The 22,966-nt window shown below is 50.6% G+C and carries 21 protein-coding genes; all 21 read right to left on the bottom strand.

Translation table 11 applies throughout. The features are described from left to right. Positions 1-533 precede the first annotated feature (533 nt). The gene (gene ftsH / locus B5E82_RS15550; RefSeq protein ID WP_191431108.1) at positions 534-2,315 is read right to left on the bottom strand and encodes an ATP-dependent zinc metalloprotease FtsH; all 1,782 of its coding nucleotides are present in this window, start codon (positions 2,313-2,315) and stop codon (positions 534-536) included. 132 nt (positions 2,316-2,447) lie between these two features. After that, positions 2,448-2,975, bottom strand: coding sequence for a hypoxanthine phosphoribosyltransferase (hpt, locus tag B5E82_RS15555; protein ID WP_087308455.1), 528 nt, complete (start codon positions 2,973-2,975; stop codon positions 2,448-2,450). After that, complete coding sequence (gene tilS / locus B5E82_RS15560; RefSeq protein ID WP_162610802.1) at positions 2,968-4,437, bottom strand: tRNA lysidine(34) synthetase TilS; 1,470 nt, start codon at positions 4,435-4,437, stop codon at positions 2,968-2,970. Before tilS ends, hpt begins: the two co-directional genes overlap by 8 nt. A gap of 64 nt (positions 4,438-4,501) precedes the next feature. Further along, complete coding sequence (locus tag B5E82_RS15565) at positions 4,502-5,938, bottom strand: SpoIIE family protein phosphatase (protein ID WP_087308457.1); 1,437 nt, start codon at positions 5,936-5,938, stop codon at positions 4,502-4,504. Between the two features lie 266 nt (positions 5,939-6,204). Further along, complete coding sequence (locus B5E82_RS15570; RefSeq protein WP_087308458.1) at positions 6,205-6,510, bottom strand: FtsB family cell division protein; 306 nt, start codon at positions 6,508-6,510, stop codon at positions 6,205-6,207. Then, on the bottom strand, positions 6,507-6,851 hold the full coding sequence (gene yabQ, locus B5E82_RS15575) for a spore cortex biosynthesis protein YabQ (protein WP_162610803.1): 345 nt from the start codon (positions 6,849-6,851) through the stop codon (positions 6,507-6,509). The genes B5E82_RS15570 and yabQ overlap by 4 nt, the downstream gene beginning before the upstream one ends. Before the next feature lie 17 nt (positions 6,852-6,868). Beyond that, positions 6,869-7,153, bottom strand: a complete 285-nt coding sequence (gene yabP / locus B5E82_RS15580; protein WP_191416959.1) for a sporulation protein YabP — start codon at positions 7,151-7,153, stop codon at positions 6,869-6,871. 74 nt (positions 7,154-7,227) lie between these two features. Beyond that, on the bottom strand, positions 7,228-7,467 hold the full coding sequence (locus B5E82_RS15585) for an RNA-binding S4 domain-containing protein (protein WP_087308461.1): 240 nt from the start codon (positions 7,465-7,467) through the stop codon (positions 7,228-7,230). 6 nt (positions 7,468-7,473) lie between these two features. Next, positions 7,474-7,746: an HU family DNA-binding protein gene (locus B5E82_RS15590; protein WP_087164182.1), complete on the bottom strand. Its 273-nt coding sequence runs from the start codon at positions 7,744-7,746 to the stop codon at positions 7,474-7,476. A 127-nt stretch (positions 7,747-7,873) separates the two neighbouring features. Beyond that, complete coding sequence (locus tag B5E82_RS15595) at positions 7,874-8,317, bottom strand: MazG family protein (RefSeq protein ID WP_087308462.1); 444 nt, start codon at positions 8,315-8,317, stop codon at positions 7,874-7,876. Positions 8,318-8,407: 90 nt separating this feature from the next. Then, positions 8,408-10,090, bottom strand: coding sequence for a phospho-sugar mutase (locus B5E82_RS15600; protein WP_087308463.1), 1,683 nt, complete (start codon positions 10,088-10,090; stop codon positions 8,408-8,410). A 213-nt stretch (positions 10,091-10,303) separates the two neighbouring features. Further along, positions 10,304-11,305 carry a CotS family spore coat protein gene (locus B5E82_RS15605; RefSeq protein ID WP_087308464.1) on the bottom strand — a complete coding sequence of 334 codons (1,002 nt, stop codon included), beginning with the start codon at positions 11,303-11,305 and terminating at the stop codon, positions 10,304-10,306. Positions 11,306-11,330: 25 nt separating this feature from the next. After that, positions 11,331-12,668 carry a CCA tRNA nucleotidyltransferase gene (locus B5E82_RS15610; protein WP_087308484.1) on the bottom strand — a complete coding sequence of 446 codons (1,338 nt, stop codon included), beginning with the start codon at positions 12,666-12,668 and terminating at the stop codon, positions 11,331-11,333. A gap of 258 nt (positions 12,669-12,926) precedes the next feature. Further along, complete coding sequence (gene proS / locus B5E82_RS15615) at positions 12,927-14,366, bottom strand: proline--tRNA ligase (RefSeq protein ID WP_087308465.1); 1,440 nt, start codon at positions 14,364-14,366, stop codon at positions 12,927-12,929. 293 nt (positions 14,367-14,659) lie between these two features. Then, complete coding sequence (locus tag B5E82_RS15620) at positions 14,660-15,646, bottom strand: tetratricopeptide repeat protein (RefSeq protein ID WP_087308466.1); 987 nt, start codon at positions 15,644-15,646, stop codon at positions 14,660-14,662. 21 nt (positions 15,647-15,667) lie between these two features. After that, a complete protein-coding gene (locus B5E82_RS15625) occupies positions 15,668-16,681 on the bottom strand; it encodes a tetratricopeptide repeat protein (protein ID WP_087308467.1) in 1,014 nt (337 codons plus the stop codon). Next, positions 16,681-16,815: a hypothetical protein gene (locus B5E82_RS18640; protein ID WP_275533170.1), complete on the bottom strand. Its 135-nt coding sequence runs from the start codon at positions 16,813-16,815 to the stop codon at positions 16,681-16,683. Before B5E82_RS18640 ends, B5E82_RS15625 begins: the two co-directional genes overlap by 1 nt. A gap of 57 nt (positions 16,816-16,872) precedes the next feature. Then, positions 16,873-18,969, bottom strand: coding sequence for a serine/threonine-protein kinase (locus tag B5E82_RS15630; protein WP_087308468.1), 2,097 nt, complete (start codon positions 18,967-18,969; stop codon positions 16,873-16,875). Positions 18,970-19,553: 584 nt separating this feature from the next. Further along, positions 19,554-20,621: an AI-2E family transporter gene (locus tag B5E82_RS15635; protein ID WP_087308469.1), complete on the bottom strand. Its 1,068-nt coding sequence runs from the start codon at positions 20,619-20,621 to the stop codon at positions 19,554-19,556. Positions 20,622-20,794: 173 nt separating this feature from the next. Continuing rightward, positions 20,795-21,559, bottom strand: coding sequence for an RluA family pseudouridine synthase (locus B5E82_RS15640; protein ID WP_087308470.1), 765 nt, complete (start codon positions 21,557-21,559; stop codon positions 20,795-20,797). A gap of 3 nt (positions 21,560-21,562) precedes the next feature. After that, positions 21,563-22,912: a glucose-6-phosphate isomerase gene (locus B5E82_RS15645; RefSeq protein ID WP_087308471.1), complete on the bottom strand. Its 1,350-nt coding sequence runs from the start codon at positions 22,910-22,912 to the stop codon at positions 21,563-21,565. Between the last annotated feature and the right edge of the window lie 54 nt (positions 22,913-22,966).

The raw sequence follows: 22,966 nt of genomic DNA on the forward strand, positions 1-22,966 counted from the left end.
GCTTTTCCCTGTTATTTCATTGTATACCACCCCATTCTCAATTACAACCTTTTTCCTGATATTAGAAACGGCGCAGGTCCTTTTCCGCTTCTCTGCAGACAGATGAGAGGGACTTGCGCCGCTTTGTTCCCGCAGGCAGCTCACGGCGAAGCCGTTCGCCTGCCGGGCATATCGCGTATAAAAGTGAAACAGACAGCTTACGCTGTCTGTTTCAGGAGAAGGTATTTCTTTTACTTATGGGGTGTAGCAAAAACTATATAATGTATTGGGGGTTTTACGAGTATTATTATAACACGGTTCGGGAATAAGTGTGCACAAACTTCACAAAAATCAAATTATGTTTTTGTGAAAAATTCACATATCATTTCCGGCATAATGACGAAATAACTAAAAAGGCGCCCCGGCGCAGATACAAAACGGTGAATCTGCTCCGGAGCTTCCTTCCTGGTGTTCTTTTTCTTTTTTCCTCAAATCCGGCATACCAGGGCCACTGCGGCCGCCAGCGCGCCGGCTCCGCATTTCAATCAGAATCCTCAGCCTGCCTTCTCTTCAAACAGCGCTTCAAACTCCTCCCTTGAAATCTTTTCCTTTTCCAGAAGCAGCTCTGCTGCCGCATCCAGAACCTTTCTGTTTTCCAGGATAATGGCTTTTGCCTTCTCGTAGCACTCGTCTACAATCCGCTTGATCTCCGCGTCGATTTTCCCTGCCACGTCCTCGCCGTAGCTCTTCGTATGACCGAAATCCCGTCCGATGAAAACCTCCTCATCGGAATCGTAGGACACAAGGCCCAGCTCGTCAGACATGCCATACTTGGTCACCATGGCTCTGGCCACACGGGTAGCCTGCTTGATATCCTGAGAGGCACCCGTCGTAATATCATCAAAGACGAGCTCCTCCGCGATACGGCCGCCCAGAGACACCTCAATATCCTGAAGCATCCTGCCCCTGGTATTAAACAGCTCATCCTTCTCCGGCAGAGGCATCGTATAACCCGCAGCGCCGATTCCTGTAGGAATGATAGATACGCTGTAGACCGGTCCCACGTCGGGCAGCACATGGAAGAGAATCGCATGGCCCGCCTCGTGGTAAGCCGTAATCCGCTTCTCTTTTTCCGATACCACGCGGCTCTTCTTCTCTGCGCCGATTCCCACCTTCACAAAGGATTTCCTGATATCTTCCTGGATGATATAAGGGCGGTCCTCCTTTGCCGCGTAAATCGCGGCCTCGTTCAGAAGATTTTCCAGATCCGCGCCGGTCATGCCCGCCGTGGTCTGGGCGATCTGCTTCAGATCCACATCCTCTGCCAGAGGCTTGTTTTTGGCATGTACCTGCAGAATCTCCTCTCTGCCGCGCACATCCGGCCGGCCCACCACGATCTTCCGGTCAAAACGGCCGGGACGTAAGATAGCCGGGTCGAGAATATCCACCCGGTTCGTAGCAGCCATCACGATAATACCCTCGTTGACGCCGAAACCGTCCATCTCTACCAGCAGCTGGTTCAGCGTCTGCTCCCGCTCATCGTGGCCGCCGCCCATGCCGCTGCCGCGGCGTCTCGCCACCGCGTCAATCTCATCAATAAATACAATACAGGGATGGTTCCGCTTGGCATCCGCGAACAGATCACGGACACGGGAAGCGCCCACACCCACGAACATTTCCACAAAATCAGAACCGGAGATACTGAAAAAAGGCACGCCGGCCTCTCCTGCCACCGCTTTCGCAAGCAGAGTCTTACCGGTTCCGGGAGGTCCCTCCAGCAGCACGCCCTTGGGAATCCTTGCTCCCACGCGGACATATTTCTGGGGCAGCTTAAGGAAATCCACGATCTCCCGCAGCTCCTCCTTCTCTTCCTGAAGACCTGCCACATCTTTAAAAGTGGTATGGATCTGCTCCTGGGTGGTCATTCTGGCCCGGCTTCTGCCGAAATCCATCATCTTTCCGCCCCCGCCGCCATTCTGGCGGTTCAGGAACATCATCATAAGCACAACCGTCACCACTGCTGCCAGGAGCGAAATCCCCACAGCGCCAAACAAATTCTGCTCCCTTACCTCCCGGAAGGACACGGATACCTGATTATTCTGAAGCAGATCCCGCGCCTCGATTGTATCCGGCACGTTGACCTGCCTCTCTGAGCCGTCTCTCAGCGTCAGGCGGACCGTGCCTGTGGGCACCGCCTGCGACTGCTCGATCACGGCGCTCACTACCTGTTCGTTTTCCACGGCTGTTTCAAACTGTTCATAGGTATAGGTGTTTTCCATGTCCATATTCGCAATCCACTGCACAAAAAGCAGGATCACAATCATCAGGATTACCATGGAAAACCCCGATACCCGAAATTGTCTGCTGTTCAAATTCTTTCCTCCTTGCGGACCGCGGCGTCTTTCGTCGTCTCTGCTTCCGCTGCCCAAGACAGCCTTTTCCCGCAGCCCGTTCTGCTCTCCTTTTCGTCAGTCTACAAATTCCAGCACGCCGATATAGGGAAGATTCCGGTATCTCTGATCGTAATCCAGTCCGTATCCCACCACAAATTCGTCAGGGATCTGGAAGCCTGTAAACTCCACATCCACATCCACGACTCTCCGGGACGGCTTATCCAGAAGCGTGCAGAGGGTCATGGTCTTCGGATTTCTCTGTCCCAGAAGCTTAACCAGATGGCTCAGTGTTCTTCCGGAATCAATAATGTCTTCCACGATAATTACGTTCTTGCCCTGGAGCGGCTCATCCAGGTCCTTGCTCAGGCGTACTACGCCGCTGGACTTGGTCTCCGCGCCGTAACTGGACACCTGCATGAAATCTATTGTCACAGGCAGCGTGATTCTCTTTGCCAGCTCGCAGACAAAGAATACGCTTCCCTTCAGGATACAGATCAGATGTACTTCCTCTCCCGCGAACTTCTCACTGATCTTCTCTCCCAGCTCCCTGATCTTTGCGTCTACCTCTTCCTCTGAAATCATGACTCTGATTTTCTCAGCCATCGTTCTCTCCTCCATCGATTTGTACTTTCAGGATTCTCTCTGTATCTTGCGTCACCTTATATCCTTCGCTGATTCGGTATCCCGGAACCCAGAGGATATGAGGACCGTCGGCAAGCAGCCACAGCTTTTCTCTTTCCGCGGCCGGCACCTTTTCATCTACCAGATAAGACTTCAGCTTTTTCCGGCCGTGGTCCCTGTTAATCTCCAGATAATCCCCCGGCTGTCTTTTCCGGATTACCAGACATTGTTTTATTTTATCATAGTCAAACCATTTCGTATATGTTTTTTGCGGAATAATTTTATCTTTTTGCGCATTTTCCAGCGAAAAAGACCAGATCCGGCCGCCGATCCGGAGACTTTCCGGAAATTTCACCGGCGCGGGAATTCCTGCTGCCCCGGCCCCCGTGAGACTTTCCGGCATTTCCAAAGCTTCTGCCCCGGCCCGGGAGTCCGGCGCTTCTCCCTTACCGCCGCCACGGCTCTGCGGGTCCGCAGCCCTCTTCAGACTGATTCCCCGGTATTCCCTCCGGGCCTGCCTGCCGCCCGGCAGATCTGCCCTGCTTCCCGTCTGCTTCTCCATCAGTTCCAGGAGAATCAGGATGTGAACCCGCTCCACATCCTTCAGGCCTCCCGTTCTCTCCATGCAGAGGCGCAGCAGCCGCCTCTGCAGGACCGGATCAAGCTTTTCAAAACCTGCCTCAAACAGAAAACAGCCTTCCTCTTCCTCCCGGACGCACAGGCGGAAAGCCTCCTCCGTCCTCTTTTCCAGAAAACGCTCGATTTCCGAAAGCTCCCCTGCCGCTTCCGCGATGTGGGGGACCGCCCGGGCATTGATATGAGCCGCGGCGCAGGGAAGAATCTCACTGCGAATCCGGTTCCTTGTGTACTCCACGCTTTCATTGGTGCTGTCTGTGCGCCAGTCCAGCCCCCGGCTTTCCAGCCATTCCAGAATCTCCTGCCTGCGGACGCCAAGAAGGGGACGGATAATGTCATCATGCACCGGCTCCATTCCGCACAGTCCCCGGATTCCTGTTCCCCGGAACAGATGAAAGAGCACAGTCTCCGCCTGATCATCCGCGTGATGCGCCACGGCAATGCGGGCTCCTCCAAGCTCTGCCGCTGTCTCCCGGAAAGCTTCATAACGGCAGAGCCGTCCGGCTTCCTCCAGAGACAGTTTCTCCCGGGCCGCCCGTTCTCTCACATCAAAAGAGAAGACCCGAAGGGGTATCACCTCCCGGGCGCAGAGCTCCCGGACAAAGGCTTCATCTTCATCGGCCTCCTCTCCCCGCAGGCCATGGTGGACATGAACCGCGCACAGGCAGGCCTCCAGTTCCCGGCAAAGCTCTTTCAACAGCAAAAGCAGGCATATGGAATCCGGGCCTCCTGATACGCCCGCCGCCACCTTTCCGCCCGGCTCAATCATCTGATGTTCCTTTACGTAAGCCCGTACCCGATCCAGCATCTTCCCGGCTCCTTTCTCCCTCCGGAGGCTTTTCATTCAGTATACAGGCTTTTCTTTCCGGAAGTCAATACTTTACAAGGCCCATCACCAGCACCGTCATATCATCCGAGGGCTCCTTTTCCCGGTACTGGCGGACCCGTCCCAGAATGTAGGACGCCAGTTCGGCGGGATTTCCCGTATCATGCTCCATGATAATATCTTTCATCAGACTTTCCTGATGGGCGGCAGGCAGAGCGTCCATCACCCCGTCCGTCACCATGATCACCATGTCTCCGTCGTAAAGCTTCTTTCCGGTACAGTCCGGCTCCAGCTTGTGGAAGACTCCCGCCGGCAGGCTTGTGGACGAGATCGTCTCCACCCAGTTTTCCCGCCGGATAAACGTAGTGGAAGCCCCTACCTTCAGGAAATCGCACACCCCTGTATACAGATCCAGAGACGCAATGTCGATGGTGGAAAATACCTGCGCGTCCGAGCGCAGAATCAGCGCAGAATTGATCATCCGCACTGCCGTCTCCTTGGAAAATCCAGCCTCCAGAAACTGTTCCAGCAGATCGATCACCAGCTCGCTCTCCCGGTATGCCGTAAGGCCTGAGCCCATGCCGTCCGACAGAGCTCCGATAAACTGCCCCTCCCGGCAGTAACGCAGAGAAAAATTATCGCCGGAAACCCTTTCCTTTCCCTTCACAGCCTTTTCTACCCCGTAAAGCACCTGAAAGTTCGTGCGTTCCACAAAGAGCACTGTCACTCTTTCGCCGCCCACAAATGCCCGGCTGTCTCTGGCCGGCATCATGGCCTTTTTCATCAGCTTTGTCAGCGCTGCCGCAATATCCTTTACCGCCACGCATCTGCGCCTTCGTGTGCTCATAGTCAGATAGACCTCCTGGCGCCTGTGTTCCTCGCAGTAGACCAGTACCGCATGAACAGACAGGCCCATGGCTCTCAGCTTTTTCCTCAGATGTTCTTCCAGTTCCTCATCACTGTGGGTATCCCAGGCGTGTTCCACCGTGTCCGTCATAATCTGCGCCATCTCATTCAGCTGTACAGCCATGGCTTCCCGGTTTTCCTCCAGTTTTGTATTCCATAAAAGATTCATTTTCGCCGGAGCATCCAGCACGGCCGCCCCATCCTCCGAAAGAAGCTCTCCCTTTATCCCTTCTCCACCTTCCATGGCTTTTTGGGCCGAAAGACCCGAAAAGCTCTGCGCCAGGCTTCTGAAGGCCGTCTCGTATTCCCGGACCCGGGCGCGGACCGGCCCCAGACTGCTTCCCAGCTCTCCATTTTCCGCCGGCAGCGGGCGCAGCAGCCATTCCATAATACTTCCGCAGATCACGGTCAGCGAGCAGACCAGCAGTCCCTGAGCCGCTCCCAGAATCACTGCGTAATCCTGTTCCATCTGAAGCATTCCCACTCCAATCTGCATAGCCGCCACGCAGGCCCCGGCTGTGATGCCGTAGAGCCAGCTCCAGCTCCTGTTCTTTTGCTGTTCCTCTTCCCTTTTCATTTCCTGATCCTCCTAATCTTCTGTGTGTGTCTGTGTGTTTGGGTATTATAGAGGACGGAAAACAAATAATTTGTCAAACTACGGAAGCAGAAATTGGAAATTTTAGACATTTTAGGACATAGAATCTGTCTTAAGAAATTAAAAGCTGCCGTGACATATCACATCTGAACCTTTCGGCTTCACACCTGATATCTCACAGCAGCTCTCTCATCCGCTCTCCGAATCGTCGGAATCCCATATTCCAAAATATTATATTCTGACAGAGACTATTCCTCTGCCTTAAAGAGGATCTCATCCTCATAGACCAGCCCAAGCCGCTCCTTGGCCACTTCTTCCACATACTTCTTGGTCTGGACGTATTTCTTAAGCTCTTCGATTTCCTGAGTTCTCTCCTGCTCTTCAGAAATCTGAGCCAGAAGCTCCTCTTCCTGTTTCTGGTACGCTTCATTCTTCTGCTGCAGCCGGAGCTTCCCGAAAGAAGCCACTAGCAGTAAGCAGAGAACAGCCGCGAAAACCAGCTTGAATTCCATACGCCGTTTGCGCTTCATCACGCGCCTGGTCTTCGTCGTCATGACTTCTTTCCTCCCTGGGTAGACTTTAAGGACATTATACCGCTTTTAACTGAATTATGCAATTTCTTTCTTACTTTTTTTAATAATTTTTCTAATTGCAAACACAATAACATCCCCAGGATTACAGCCGCAATCGCAAATCCCCGGATCGCGCCGCTGTTCTCCTCATACAGCATTCGAAATATCAGAATTCCGCAGGCCAGCCAGTACAAAATATCCTCCACTGCCAGCGCCAGCGTCCCGTGGCGGACCAGGCAGCGGAAAAGGCGGATGAAATCATAGAGGAGGGCGAGGAACACTCCCCACAGAAACGCCCTGGCAAAGAACTGCAGCTCCAGCAAAATTCCCTCGCTCATATCTATTTAAACAGGCGGCCCAGAAGCGACGCTCCCGCCTTGTGGAAATCTGTCACTTCCGAATAGGCCATGCTGTCAATACGCCCTTCGATGTCCACCTCGCCCTTTTCCAGTGTCAGGCGGTTCACATGCAGATCCGCGCCTTTTATGGTCAGCATTCCCTGCTCCGTCTCCAGCAGAATCTCCGCAATGTCAAAGGAAATGACGTCTGTCACGCCGCTCACAGTACCTGTCCTTCTATTGTTCAGCAAAAGCTTATGCGCCTTTGCATACTGCTTTTCCTCCACAAAAAGACCTCCTAACATACTTAATCTCTTGTTAAATATATTAGAAGGTCTTCCGTTTTATTCCATATTTTCATTTAAAGATAACGGTACAGCTCTTTGGCATCCTCTTTACGCACAGTCTCCTGTACGTCCAGAACCTCCACCTTCACGGCTTTGCTTCCAAACTGTATCTCTATCACGTCGCCCGCCTTGACATTTACTGACGCCTTCGCGGTCTTGCCGTTCACCAGAACACGGCCCGCGTCGCAGGCCTCGTTCGCCACGGTTCTCCGCTTAATAAGGCGGGAAATCTTTAAATATTTATCCAGGCGCATAATATATTAGTTCAGAGCGTCCTTCAGTGCTTTTCCAGCTGTGAACTTCGGAGACTTGGAAGCCTTAATCTGCATAGTCTCGCCAGTCTGCGGATTTCTTCCCTCTCTTGCTGCTCTCTCAGATACCTTGAAAGTACCGAATCCAACCAGCTGAATCTGCTCGCCCTTCTTCAGTTCCTCAGCTACTACATCAGTGAAAGCCTTCAGAGCCTTCTCTGCATCTTTCTTGGATAACTCACTCTTCTCTGCAATCGCAGCAACCAATTCCATTCTGTTCATTCGGATAATTCCTCCTATCAATAATACTTCTTCTTGGTTTCGATGATATGTCTGTGTGTGCGTTCTCCATATCTTCTTTCCTATTTATACCCGTTTCCAGTATATTTGTCAAGGAGTTTCCCTTATTTTATATTTTTTCACAGCCGGCCCGGCTGGCGGAACCTCCGCTCTTCCGACGTTCCCGCTCTTCCTTCTCCATCCGCTTTACGGCTTCCCAGCTTGCCAGGCCTTCTTCCGCGGTCAAAGCCTTCTGATCCCCGAAGACATGAGGATGGCGGCGCACCAGTTTCTTCGCCAGCATGTCCACCACATCCTCTATGGTAAACCGGTTCTCTTCCGCCGCGATCTGGCTGTGCATCAGCACCTGCAGCATCACGTCGCCCAGCTCTTCACAGAGGTTTTCGTCATCCTTATGTTCAATGGCCTGCACGACCTCTTCACATTCCTCCCGCAGACACTTGATCATACTCTCATGGGTCTGCTTCCGGTCCCAGGGGCAGCCATGGTCGCTGCGAAGCTCCGCCACAATATCCAGGAGCTCTTCATAGGTATATCGTTTTTCCTGTTCCATATTCCGTCTCTCCCTTAACGCCGGTGTGCCGGGAACCAACATCTCCCCGGCACACCGTACTGCTGCTTTTTCTGTATAGTTTTTGTACTTTTATGCCAGTATCGGCTTCAGGGCCGCCGCCAGCTTCTCTTTCTGCTCCTCTGCCTCTTTCAGATCCTTTCCAAGCGTCGTGAAATAGGTCTTGATCTTCGGCTCGGTGCCGGACGGGCGGACGATAACCTCGGCTCCGCCTTCCAGCTTGTACATCAGCACATTGGCTGCGGGAAGACCGGTCTCCTCTGTATTTTTGAAATCTGTCACCTTCACCACCGCATAACCGCCGATCTCCGCGGGCGGATTCTTGCGCAGGCTTTCCATGATTCCAGCCATCTTGTCCATACCGGACAGGCCCGGGAACTCAAAGCTGTCCACCTTATTCAGGTAGCGGCCGTATTTGTCATAAATCTCTTCCAGTCTCTGCTTGATGGAAGAACCGATGCTTCTGTAGTAAGCAGCCATCTCACAGATCAGCATGGAGCCGATGATGGCGTCCTTGTCACGCACATAGGGGCCTGCAAGGTAACCATAGCTCTCCTCGAAACCGAAGATGAAGCGGTCCACCTCTCCTGCTGCCTCAAGCTGGGCGATCTGGTCTCCAATCCATTTGAAGCCTGTCAGAACACTCCTGAGCTCTACGCCGTAATTCTTCGCCACCGCGTCAGCCAGGGGCGTGGAAACGATGGATTTCACCGCAACCGGATTCTCCGGCATGGTGCCGCTCTCGATTCTTCCGGCACAGATGTAGTCCAGAAGCAGAACGCCCATCTCATTTCCGGATACCAGCTCATAGCTTCCGTCCGGACACTTCATGGCGATTCCCACACGGTCCGCGTCCGGATCTGTAGCCAGCATCAGGTCTGCGCCGCTCTTCTCTGCCAGCTCAAGGCCGAGCCGCAGCGCCTCGAAAATCTCCGGGTTCGGATAAGGGCAGGTGGGGAAATTGCCGTCCGGATACTGCTGCTCCGGCACAATTGTAATATCAGTAATACCGATATCCTTCAGCACCCGGGTAACCGGAACCAGGCCGGAACCATTCAGCGGAGAGTACACCAGCTTCAGTCCCGCCGTCCTGCAGATGCCCGGACGCACGCTGCGGGCCTCAATCGCCGCATAGAGAGCTTCCTTGCAGTCGTCTCCCACGTATTCAATCAGACCGGCTGCCTGTCCCTCCTCGAAGGTCATCATCTTTGCTCCGGTCAGGATATCTGTCTTCTGAATCTCGGCATATACAATGTCCGCCGCCTCGTCTGTCATCTGGCAGCCGTCCGGACCATATGCCTTATAACCGTTATATTTCGCAGGATTATGGGACGCCGTCACCATGATTCCCGCGTTCGCCTGATAATAGCGGGTCGCAAAGCTCAGCGCCGGAACCGGCATCAGCGCGTCGTAAATGCGGACCTTGATTCCATTGGCAGCCAGCACGCAGGCTGCTGTCTTCGCAAATACATCGCTGTTGATACGGCTGTCGAAGCTGATGGCCACCAGCTGATTTCCGCCCTGGGTCTTTACCCAGTTGGCCAGTCCCTGAGTCGCCTGGCGCACCACATAAATATTCATGCGGTTTGTTCCTGCTCCCAGCACGCCCCGGAGCCCTGCGGTACCGAATTTCAACGCCACCGCAAAGCGGTCCTTGATCTCATCTTCCTTGCCCTGAATCGCTTCCAGCTCTTCCTTCAGAGCCGGGTCCTCCAGGTCTGCTTCCATCCAACGCTTGTAATCATCCATGTACATAGCTTTTGCACCTCACCCTTGATTTCTGAAAACTGCCGGGCCGGAAGACCACCGGCCCTTTTTTCTCTATAATTGTAAAATGTTTGGGTATAAAAGTCAATGAATATCCATGGTTTTGCAGAATTTATACAGCAATTTATACGGCAGTCCGCCGGCGCCCGAAAGGGCTTTCCCCCAGGGAAACGCCCCCGGCCGCCGGCTCCGGCGGCTCGGTCAGAAGCCAACGGAAAACAGTTCTCTTATCATTCTCTTCCGCCTTTCATCCTGTTCCAGGAAAACCCGCAGTTTTTCCGTACTCTTTTCCGGCACCCAGGCCTTGTTCGAATTGTAATAGTGATGGATCAGCTTCCAGACCTTTTCCGGATAGTACAGGCTCACGGCCAGGTAAAACCGTTCCTGTTCCGACAGCGCCAGCTCCCGCTCGTAAGCCTCCAGCATCCGGGCGGCCAGCCTTCCGTTCCAGTTCTGCTTCTCCATGATTTTCCGCAGAAAAAGACAGATATCATTCACCTGCACATTGATTTCAAAGTGCTGAAAATTAACCACCGCCGTCTCCTGGCGGCTGATCAGAATATTATGGTGGATATATTCTCCATGGCAGACATGCTCTTCCCGGAGCGCGCGCTCATAGAGCTCCCCGCAGCCTGATGCCTCCAGCTTTTCCAGCGCCAGGCGCCCGTCCCGGAAGACGGCTTCCGCGCACTGAAGAAACAGCAGTTCAAAGCTTCCCTTTTTATGCCTGTTCCGGATAAAGCTCTGCGCGCGCTTCAATTCCCGGTTGTGCTTTTCCAGCTCCCGCAGGCGCTCTGTACCCGCGCACTTTCGCTTTTCTTCCTCTCCAAGCTGCCACACGCCCCTGGCTTCCCTGTGAATCCGGGCCAGAGTACGCATACTTCTCTGAAGCTCTTCTTCATTTCTCGGATCACATTCCCGGCCTGGCGGCCAGTTTTTCAGGATGTACGGCGTATCATAATCTCCTGTAGACACCAGGTTTCCGCTCCGGTTGGGAACAATCCGATCCACTCCGCAGACTCTGCGCTCTTCCAGACGTTCCAGCAGCGCCTGCTCACAGGGAAGTTTTGTCTGAGAGCCTGCAAATTCTTTCAATAATTTTAATCCCTGGTCTGTCTCAAGCATCAGGCTTCCGCGCCCGCCGAAACTTCTCTGAAGCCGGATATCATACTGCTCTAAAACCTGCAGTCCTTTTTCGTTCACACAAATCCCCCCGTTCCTTTCAAATCTATGAAGAAACGGGGGGTATTATTCTTTTTAAAAGCGATTCTTTTGTATTATATTCCGGATGCTCGATGACCAGCTCCAGAAGCTCGTTTAAGGTCTGTCCAAGCTGAGGTCCGGGCTTCATTCCCGCGTCAATCAGATCCCTGCCCGTCACAGCCAGCTCCTTCAGGGACAGGCACTCCTGCTCCTCCAGAATTTTCTTATACAGCCGTTCTATTTCCGCCAGGGCTTCCAGCTTTTCTTCCTGAAGCGCCGGATTCTGCGCCAGAATGTCAGCCCGGCGCACCTTCAGGTAATCCGGAAAAATATCCGCTCCTATCCGGTGCACCGCCCGGCGCACGCCTCTCTGGGTGGCCGGGATCTGCAGATCATCGTGAACCAGCACCAGCTTCACTGCCTTCTTCCGGGTATCGTTGTCAAATTTCAGCCGGCGAAGAATCTGATTGGCAAGCTCCGCGCCCTTCTGGGCATGATTGTAGAAATGATCGATTCCCTGCTCATCTGTGGTCCGGGTCAGAGGTTTTCCAATGTCATGAAGCAGAACCGCCAGACGCAGCGTCTTATCCGCCTCCACAAAGGGCAGCGCATGCAGAATATGCTCTCCCGCGGACCAGCAGTGATGCGGATGATTCTGAGGCGTCTCCATGCAGGCGTCAAATTCCGGAAGAATCACAGCCGAAATCCCCGTCTCCCACAGAACCCGAAATGTCTCCGGATGGGGGGAGGTAAGAAGCTTGACCAGCTCGGTCTGAATCCGTTCCGCGCTGACTTTGGACAGACGGGGCGCGAATTCGGAGAGGGCCGCCTTCGTCTTTTCCTCTATGGCAAAATCCAGCTGGGCGGAAAAGCGCACTGCCCTTAAGATGCGCAGCGCGTCCTCCGTAAACCGCTCTCTCGGATCGCCCACACAGCGGATCTGGCCCCGCTTCAGATCGCCGAGGCCGTCAAAGGCATCCACAAGCCCTTCCCTGTCATTGTATGCCATGGCGTTAACCGTAAAGTCCCGCCTTTTCAAATCCTCCAGCAGACTGGGCGTGAACGTCACCTTTTCCGGATGGCGGCCGTCCAAATACTCCCCGTCGATCCGGTAGGTGGTGACCTCAAAGCCCTCTCTCCCCTGCATGACCGTCACCGTCCCATGCTGAAGCCCCGTATCCAGCGTCCTGGGAAAGAGCGCCTTCACCTGCTCCGGCCGGGCGTTCGTCGTGATATCCCAGTCCGCCGCGTTCCGCCCCAGAATGGCGTCGCGGACGCAGCCGCCCACCACGTAAGCCTCGAAGCCGGCTTCTGTGAGAACTGATATGATATGATTTGCTTTTTCCGGGATCTGGATTCGTATCATGAGGTCTTCCTTTCCACCTGTGAATTTCCTTGATTTACAGGTTATTATAGCCCAGACCGGAATTTGTTTCAACTCATGAAAACAAAAATGGCAGCGTCGGTGTACCAAGGGGCAATACGCCCTTGGTACACCGACGCTAAACAGGCCGCAAAAAAAGCTGCTCAGATTTCCCCGAACAGCTTTTTTCTTATTATAATTTATAATGTGATAATGGTTTTTGGTTTATGATTCCTTTATTATTCCGTACGCCTTCCCTTAGTACGCCTTGCCCCAGTATACGAGCGCTTTCGCGGGCTTTCCGCAGCAGACGCACACATCGGAAAGCTTCTCCTGCTTGAACGGCATGCAGCGGGCCGTAGCAGTCGTATCTTCCTTAATCTTATCCTCGCAGGCCTGATCGCCGCACCACATGGCGCGCACAAAGCCCGGTTTCTCATTGATAGTCTTTACAAACTCCTCATAAGTCTGTACGTCATAGGTGTGGGAGTCTCTGTGAGCTCTCGCGCGCTCCAGCATCTCCTTCTGCATGGTATCCAGGACCTGAGCCAGCTTCGCGGAAAGATTCTCCAGAGCTGTCACAATCTTCTCGCGGGTATCGCGGCGTACAATGACTGCCTGTCCCGCCTCAATATCCTTGGGCCCGATCTCGATACGCACCGGAATTCCCTTCATCTCCTGCTCGGAAAACTTCCAGCCGGGACTCTTGTCAGAGTCATCCACCTTGACCTTGAAGCCTGCCTGAATCAACTCGTCACGGATGGCATATGCCTTGTCCAGCACGCCTTCCTTGTGCTGCGCAATCGGGATCACCATCACCTGGGTCGGCGCGATCCGCGGCGGCAGCACCAGGCCGCTGTTGTCTCCGTGCACCATAATGATCGCTCCGATCATACGCGTGGTCATTCCCCAGGAGGTCTGATGCACGTACTGAAGCGTATTGTCCTTTGCCGTATACTGAATTCCGAAGGCCTTTGCAAAGCCGTCGCCGAAATTATGGCTGGTGCCTGACTGAAGAGCTTTTCCGTCATGCATCAGGGATTCGATGGTGTAGGTCGCCTCCGCTCCCGCGAATTTCTCCTTGTCCGTCTTGCGTCCGCGGATAACGGGAATGGCCAGCACCTCCTCGCAGAGGTCCGCATATACATTCAGCATCTGCTGGGTTCTCTCTTCGGCTTCCTCCGCAGTAGCGTGTGCCGTATGGCCTTCCTGCCACAGGAACTCCCTGGAACGCAGGAAAGGACGCGTGGTCTTTTCCCAGCGCACTACAGAACACCACTGATTGTACACCTTCGGCAGATCCCGGTAAGACTGGATCTCCTTCGCATAAAAATCACAGAACAGGGTCTCGGAGGTCGGACGTACGCACAGGCGCTCCTGCAGCTCTTCCATTCCGCCATGGGTTACCCAGGCCACCTCCGGCGCAAAGCCTTCTACATGATCCTTTTCCTTCTGAAGCAGGCTCTCCGGAATGAACATGGGCAGGTACACATTCTCTACTCCCACCGCCTTGAACCGAGCGTCCAGCTCCTTCTGAATATTTTCCCAAATCGCGTAGCCTGCCGGCTTGATGACCATGCAGCCCTTCACGCTCGTATAATCCGTAAGCTCCGCTTTCTTTACAACGTCCGTATACCACTGGGCAAAATCCACATCCATCGATGTGATCTCTTCTACCAGCTTCTTCTCCTTTGCCATTTGCTCTCTCCTCTCGCCGCCCCGGGGCAGATATTCTATATCCAGACTGCCCGTGAACAGGGCGTATCTTCTAGTTATTCTATCGCCCCGGGACAGTCTTTGTCAAGCCTTCCAGTGCCTAAAACTGCAAGACTACGAAATCTCGTAAGTTCATCTTCATCCGCTCATTCCCTGATATCTACGTCTAAAACTATCGCGTCACATAATTCATAAGAATTATATGACGCGGAATAGTATTATTTCTGTGTTTTTTTGCTTATTCTGTAATTTTATTCTTTATCTGTCTTGAGCCATTAAAACTCAGTCCCTGAAATTACACGAAGATAATCTATATCCGAAGTCGCCGCCTCATCCTCGCCATTATCTCCATACACATATATGATGTCTCCATCACCACCTACATAGGTCCTCAAAATATCAAATTTTCCATCCGTAAAAGATATCTGATAAGTTTCTTTACGTCCATCTGTATATGTCGTCTCTTCTGTTGCCGGACCATCCCATACTCCGTCTATCACTCTTCCTTTCGTTATCATTTCCGAATTAGACGTTTGTATTTCTTCTGTAAATTCTCCATTGGGCAAATCCTGCTCCCAGGTCCCTTGAGCTACATACATCCACTCTTCTTCTGCCATCCCATAATTGCACATCCATATGCCTTCTCCCTGTCGGATCCGTCCTTCATATTCTCCATAATATATTCCATGTACGTAAAATCCCAGCCCTATATTACCTTCCTGAAGAAAAATCAAATCTCCCTGAAAGTTTTTACACAGCTCCGCATATTCTTCTCCACGCATCAGCTCATAGATCTGTTCATAATCTTCCGAAACAAATAAATCTAAAATATTAGCCAGCAAATCCGCATACTCTTCCCGGACTAATTCTTCCTGTTTTTGAGCTTCTATCTGCTGATCAAGCTCTTCAATCTGATTAAGCACTGTTTCAAGCCATTCCTGCACCTCTGTATCCTCAGGATTCTGTTCCAAAACTACTTCATATTCTTCTGCAGCCTGGCTGAAATAATCACGCTTTTCTACTATATCTTCAACAGCTTCTCCACAATATTGATACGCCTGTCCTAACCCTTTATGGGCCTCCACCTGTTTCGGTTCCAGCGTGATCACTTTTTGAAACGCAACAATCGCTTCTTCATACTGTCCCTCAGATAAATACTGTGTTCCCAAATCTAATTGCTCACGAATCTGAAGCTCAAGCCTTCCACTGCAAGCAGTTAGAAAAATACACATAATACAGACTACAAAAATATATTTTTTCATTCTCAAAACTCCCTCCTCAACTTAATATCCAGTTCCCTCGATCCTATGAATATGTTCAGTATTTAAAACAGCCCTCGATCTGTGACCGTCCGCACTTATAAAATATTCAGTTTTTCCTTCTGTAGTGACATCTGTAAACAACACATCATATTTCCCCATTGTAAATGATACATTATAAATATAACCATCATTCCCTATTTCCTGTGCCGGACCATCCCAGAGTCCATTGATAACCGTTCCCACCGTTTTATTACGAGAGTCTTGCTGCTTATCTATGATACTTACTTCAAACTGTCCGTTCGGCATATCACTTTCCCAGCTTCCCTGCGCCAGATACTGTTGTTCTATCTGATCATCAGAAATTATTCGCAGCCACACTCCTTCCCCTTCTCTCATCTGACCCGAATATTCGCCATAATAAACAAAACCTCCCACATAAAATCCCAGTCCAATACCATCTTCTCCCATAACAATTAATGGTTTTTGCTTTGTGCAAAAATTCCGCAGCGTCAGGAAAGTTTCTCCCTGCATCAATTCATATACCTGATCATAATCTTCTGCACTACAGCATTGTCTGACAGATTCTATCAGTTCCAGATAATCCTGTGCATTTCCTTCTACCTGATTTGTATTCAGAATCTCCAACAATTCAATTTCGTCTTCCAGCTTACTAATCTCAGCACGCAAATCATCCAATTCATCTTCCGTGTTTTCTGCAGAAGATTTCAGTTCTGCTGCCGTTTCATATGCCTGTACTGCAAGACGGTAATACTCCAGTCCTTCTTCCCAGCTATTTTCTGCAATCAGTGTCTGTGCCTGTCCCTGATAAGCCTGCCCTATTCCCTGATAGCCTTCCGCCTGATTCGGTTCCACTTCTATAGCAGCCTGAAAAGCTACAACAGCCTCTTCATAATTTTCGTCTATCAGATATTGAATACCTAAATCATACTGCTTCTGCCAGCGGGACTGACTGCTGCAGGCGCATAAAAATACCCCCGCCACACAAATTGCTATAATCCACTTTTTCATTCTCATCAGTAATTCTTCTCCATTTTATCCATGATTTTCTTCTTTGCACTTTTCGCAGTCACTGCAATCCAGACCATAAAGCTCAGTCCTGCTGCACACAAAACGATACCCGCACCCATCATTAGTAATCCCGCACTCATTTTCTCCCCTTTTTTATAACTGCACTCTTATATCCTATAAAAGCGTTCATTCTTAACTCACAGCCAATTTCCATCCTTCAAATCCTGTATCAGATTATCCAGCATCTGCATTTCCTGATCTGTATCCTGAACTCCATAAAGTTCTTTTGCCCGATCATAATACTCCTTCATCAAACTATAATCCCTGTTTTGAATGTCTTTCTCCTGCTGGCGTTCAGCTTCCATATACGCCAAACGTTTGTAGCTGATGTAGGAGTCCGGATATTTTTCTGTCATAGCGAAGAGCATTTCTTCCGCATGATCATATTCTCCCAATGCCTGATACACAATTGCCAGATTCTCCATCATCTGTCTGGTAGAGTAGCCGGACTCATACAGTGTGAGAAATTTTTCCAGAGACTTCTGATAATACTTTTCCTGATTGTCAATGTCCACTTCTGCTTTTCTGGCATAGGCATCTGCCAAGCGTTCCGTCAAACTCATAACAGATGCCGACCCTGACGCGCGGCCTTCTTCCTGTTCCAAAAAAGCAATTTCTTCATCCAAATAACTGTTTCCTTTTTCTTTATATACATCGTCACATAAAAGCACCGCCCGATGTCTCAACTCGGCGTCAACACTGGTTCGAATCGTCTTCTCCAGATATTCCAGCGCCGCATCGATCTCCCCTTTCGCAAAAGCAATCTCTCCCTGAACCATGTAGATAGAATCCTCGCCAAGCCCAAGCTGTACTGCTTCCTGCAATGCAGATTCAGCCTCGTCCACGCTTCCTTCTTTCGCCTGGGATAACGCATAGTCCCGAAAATAAACGCTATTGGACTGGTCAAGTCTGACTGCATTTTTCAGGTTCAGCGCCGCGTTAGAATAATCCTCCATCTCCATAAAAGCATGTCCCGCAATATAATACAGTTCAGCCAGTATGTAATCATCATCCTCATTCTCTGCCAAGAATGGAGGATCCTGCATGAGGCGCGAAATATAATGAACACATTTTTCATACTCCCCCATCTGATATTGGCGAAGTGCTTCTTTTTCGTAAGCATCAATTTTTTGAGAAAAAATTTCTTTGGCCATTTCCAGATGCTTTTCCGCATCTTCAAAATTTCCATTCTCTATCGCCTGCTCAGCAACATCTATATTTTGATAATATAAGGTGTTCTTTTCTTTATGACGCACTGCTGTTCCAAATGCCAGAAGCAAAATGCCAGAAGACAGTAAAGCTAACGCTGTCAGCTTCATCCTACGCCTTTTATTTTTGTATTCCCGATACTCTGTATCCAATTCATAAATATGATGAAACGCTTCCAGAAGTTCACCGCCATTTTGATACCGGTTCTCTGGACAAAGCTGCATCATTTTTTTCAAGATTATCCGAAAGCCTTCGCTCATATTAATCTGATACTGATCAATAGGAACAATCCTTTCAAAATCCTTTTCCGGTTTGACACCTGTAAGAAGATGATAGAGCGTAGCGCCTAAACTGTAAATATCAGAGCGTTCATCCACTCCGCGTCCGACAATATCTTTAATATCAGTGAAGGCTGCATCCGTTTCCTTTTCTGATAAAAGCACTGTTTCATCATTCACTGTTTCCTGTATATCAGAAAGACTCCGGTACATAGCCATACTTCGATACTGCTCCGGAGGAGAATATCCTCCGCTGATACCGACAGAATGCTTATGATTACTGTCAACCGCCAGTGAAATATTGAAATCAATAAGACAGATATCTCCCTCCGGAGTAAGCATAATATTAGCAGGTTTTATATCACTGTGAATTACCGGTGGTGCTTGACGATGCAAATAATCCAATACCTCTGCCAACTGGAGCGCCCACCGATATACTTGTTCCGACGGGAAGGCCTTCTGCTCTTTTAATAGCTTGTCTAAGCTCTCCCCTGGTATATAATCAATTACCGTATAGATATCACCGTCAATTTCCAGAAAATCGTAGATTCTGGGAAGATAAGCATGTCTGAGCCTTTTCAGAATATCTGCTTCTGCCCTACTTTCCAGAATCCCTTTCACATTCTCTTTAATCTGTTTTACAACTACATAAGTTTTCAAACGTTCATGGTAGGCTTTATATACAACCCCTCCACCACCTGATCCAATTTCATCCACAATCGTATAAGTATCGTTTAATCTTCTCATTTGCCGTTCACTTTCTAAAACACCAACACACTATCTAAAAATAGATATTCATTTTCTCAAACTCGTCACTATATTTTGTATTTTATCAAAACCCAATCATTTCCTCAAGCTGTATATTTACAACAGCTGACATTTCTGCTGTCAGACATTCTACACGGCATATATTTGATTGCATGGTTATATTGTCCAGCTCTTCGACACCATCTATTTTAGGGCTTTGCTTACTATGACTTCTGCGGACTTTTCACAGTTTGCTGTTACTAAGGTAAGTATCACCGTCCATAAGACCTCATGGTATAAGCCGGTCAGTCTTTTCTCGTCTATCTGCTTAATTTACGCACATGAATCACAGTTGCCTCTTTAGGACTTCACTGCCTCAGACCAGCTTATCCTCCATATACGCCTCATATCAGTTTTTGTTCGCTAACAATTACGTTCCTTGAAACTTTCTCCACAGGCTGACAGCATGCCCGTCATACGTGAAAAATGGAACCAAACAAACTCAAACTCCATTGTCTATTTACTAACGGAAAAACCCAGGGCAAAAATGTTTTGCCCAAAATTGAGGTTTCAACAGTCTTTCCCTAAAGCTCCGGCGCCCCGCTTAAGCTCTTCGCCTCTGCCGCGTCCACCTGCCTCCACAGTTCCTGTATCAGAAGCACGGACAACGGTCCCAGAAGAATTCCCCCGAAACCGTAAAGCTTTACTCCCGCATACACGCTGGCCAGAATCACCACGGGCAGGATTCCCAGCTTTCCGCCGATCAGCTTTGGCTCCAGAATCTCTCTGGCCAGCACGCAGACTCCGTAAGTAACCGCCAGAATCAGGGCTGCTGAATAATTTTTCTGAAAGACGAGGACCAGCGCCCAGGGCAGGAAGACCGTCCCCGTCCCGAATACCGGCAGAGCATCCAGAAACCCGATTCCGATTCCGGCCAGTATGGGATTGGAAACTGTACCGGATATCCAGATTCCGGCTGTGCAAAGCAGCATGACGATACCCATGATAATGCACTGCGCCCGCAGGTATCCGCCCACAGAGCGCAAAATTCCCCGAATGACGGAAGACACAGCCTCATAGAGGGGCCACTTTCTTCCCATTTCCCGAATCTTTTCAAAATCCTCCGCAATCAGAAGAAGGGCCACGCCCGTCACCAGGAGAGCCGCTCCCCAGGCGCCCGCGCCTTTAAGAAATTCCCAGGAGCCGCCGAAGGCGCCAGGCAGAATATTCTGTCTGGCGTGATCCCGAAATACGTTCAACTGCTCTGTCACGAAGACGCGGACATCCTCCGATTCCAGATGCATCAGCTCGCTGAGTCCATCGCAGCATTCATAAAGAATGTTCTCAGCCGTTCCCGGTTTTGTAAACATCTCTGCCAGGTGCCGGGCCAGCTCTCCGATGCTTTTCCCCAGCCAGATTCCCAATCCCGCCAGGAGGGCCGCCGCCAGAATCAGAAGAACTGCCATTACGAAGGCCGGTTTTATGCGAAGCCGCCTCTGGGCCCACTGAAGCAGAGGCCAGCACCAGCACACCAGCAGAGCCGCAATAAAAAAAGGAATCAAAAGAGGCACCAGATATTTCATACCCAGATAGACGCCTGCTGTGATTCCGATTTTTTTCCATATGATATGATTTTTTCTGATCCAGTCCATGGGCCGCCTCTCCTTTTGCAACTCTTTCCGACCTCAGCGCTTTTCCGGGCCGGCCTGCGCATTTTCGCCGGCCGCGGAACTGCACTTCTGTCAGAAATAGTATCTGCAGATTGAAGAGTTTTACCCTGCTACATTCATCCAGTCTGCCTGTGGACTTAGATGTGGATAACTCGCTATTTTGTGGATAAAAAAGTGGAAAACACAGGATTTTGTGGTTTAACCTCAAATTCCATCCATTTTCCTGTGGACGGGTGGCGGAACCGGAGCCTGTATGCACACAATGCCGGAAAAAGGTTATCCACATTATCCACACAGTTTTCGACATTCTCCATGCCATACTTCCGGTCACCCACAAGAGGCATTCCCCTCCCCGCCATCTGGACCCGGATCTGATGGTGCCGCCCTGTCTCAAGGCGGATTTCTACAAGCTCTCTGCCCTCTTTCCGCTCCAGAACCCGGTAACGCAGAACCGCCTTTTTCGCTCCCGGCCGGGACGAAGGAACGATTTCCGAACGGTTTTCTTTTCCATTCTTACACAGAAAATCCACGCATTCGGTCCAGTTATCCACCAATTTTTCCACATTTTCGGGTGGTTTTCCACATATATTCTGTCTTTTGTGAATATCCACATCTCTGTTATCCACAACATGGCGGACCGCCAGGTAAGTTTTTTCCATTTTTCTCTCTGACGACTGACGGCTTAAATCCGCTGCCGCCTTTTGCGTAAGGGCAAACAGAACCAGGCCCTCCACCGGCTGATCCAGGCGGTGCACAATTCCGAGATAGGGCGCTCCCTTTCCCGGATTCTTTTCATAAAGATAATTTTTTACCAGACTTTCACAGTCCTTCGCGCCCACGCGGGCGCTCTGAACGGGAACACCCGCTGGCTTGTACAAAACCAGCAGGTGCTCATCCTCATAAATAATATTTAATTTCATGCTTTACAGTCTCTTCAGGAGCTCCTCGCGCTCTTTCTCATAGCCCGGCTTTCCAAGCAGAGCAAACATGTTCTTCTTATAAGCTTCCACGCCCGGCTGATTGAAAGGATTCACGCCCAGAATGTAACCGCTTACGCCTACCGCAAATTCGAAGAAATAGAAGAGCTGGCCCAGGCAGTACTCGTCCTGGCAGGGAATATTGATACGAAGATTCGGAACATTTCCGTCCGTATGCGCCAGAACGGTTCCGTTCATCGCGTTCTTATTTACAAAATCAACAGTCTTTCCTGCCAGATAGTTCAGGCCATCCAGATCTACCGCTTCCTCCTGAATCGTAATCTCAGCAGGACTCTCCTCTACATTCAGAACAGTCTCAAACATATTGCGCTGGCCGTCCTGAATCATCTGTCCCATGGAGTGCAGGTCTGTGGAAAGGTCTACCGCTGCCGGGAAGATACCCTTCTGATCCTTGCCCTCGCTCTCGCCGTAGAGCTGCTTCCACCACTCAGATACATAGTGCAGGCTGGGCTCGTAATTTGCCAGAACCTCGATCACCTTGCCCTTGCGCAGCAGAATATTGCGGATCGCCGCATACTGCATGGCGCTGTTCTCAGCGAAAGGCGCGTTCAGCGCTTCCTCTCTGGCTGCCGCGGTTCCTTCCATCAGCTTCTGAATATCCGCGCCGCTTACGGCAATCGGAAGAAGTCCTACCGCTGTGGTTACAGAGAAACGTCCGCCTACATTATCCGGTACTACAAAAGTCTCATAGCCCTTTTCGTCAGACAGCTTCTTAAGAGCTCCCTTTGCCTTGTCTGTGGTCGCGTAGATCCTCTTCGCGGCCTCAGCCTCTCCGTACTTTTTCTCCAGCATTTCCTTGAAAATGCGGAAAGCGATTGCCGGCTCCGTGGTGGTACCGGATTTGGAAATGACGTTCACAGAGAAATCCCGGTCTCCGATCACATCCATCAGATCTTTAATATATTTGCTGCTGATGCTGTTTCCCACAAAATAGATTTCCGGAGCCTTACGCACCTCTTTGGAAACCACATTGAAAAAGCTGTGTTTCAGAAATTCGATGGCCGCTCTGGCTCCCAGATAGGAACCGCCGATGCCGATGACCAGAAGAACGTCAGAATCGCTGCGAATCTTCTCAGCCGCCTTCTGAATTCTCGCAAACTCTTCCTTATCGTAATTCACAGGAAGATCCACCCAGCCAATGAAGTCATTTCCGGCTCCCTTGCCTGATACAAGAAGCTCTTTCGCGTTCTCCGCGATCGCTTCCATACTCTGAATCTCGTTTTCGCCAATTACATTCAGTGCCTTGGAATAGTCAAATGAAATCTTATTGCTCATTTTCGTTTTCTTCCTTTCTTTGCGCCGGCTTGTGCCGTCTCCTATTTCATTCTA

This window comes from Lachnoclostridium sp. An138 (genome assembly GCF_002160765.1).
Classification (GTDB): Bacteria; Bacillota; Clostridia; order Lachnospirales; family Lachnospiraceae; genus Laedolimicola; species Laedolimicola faecalis.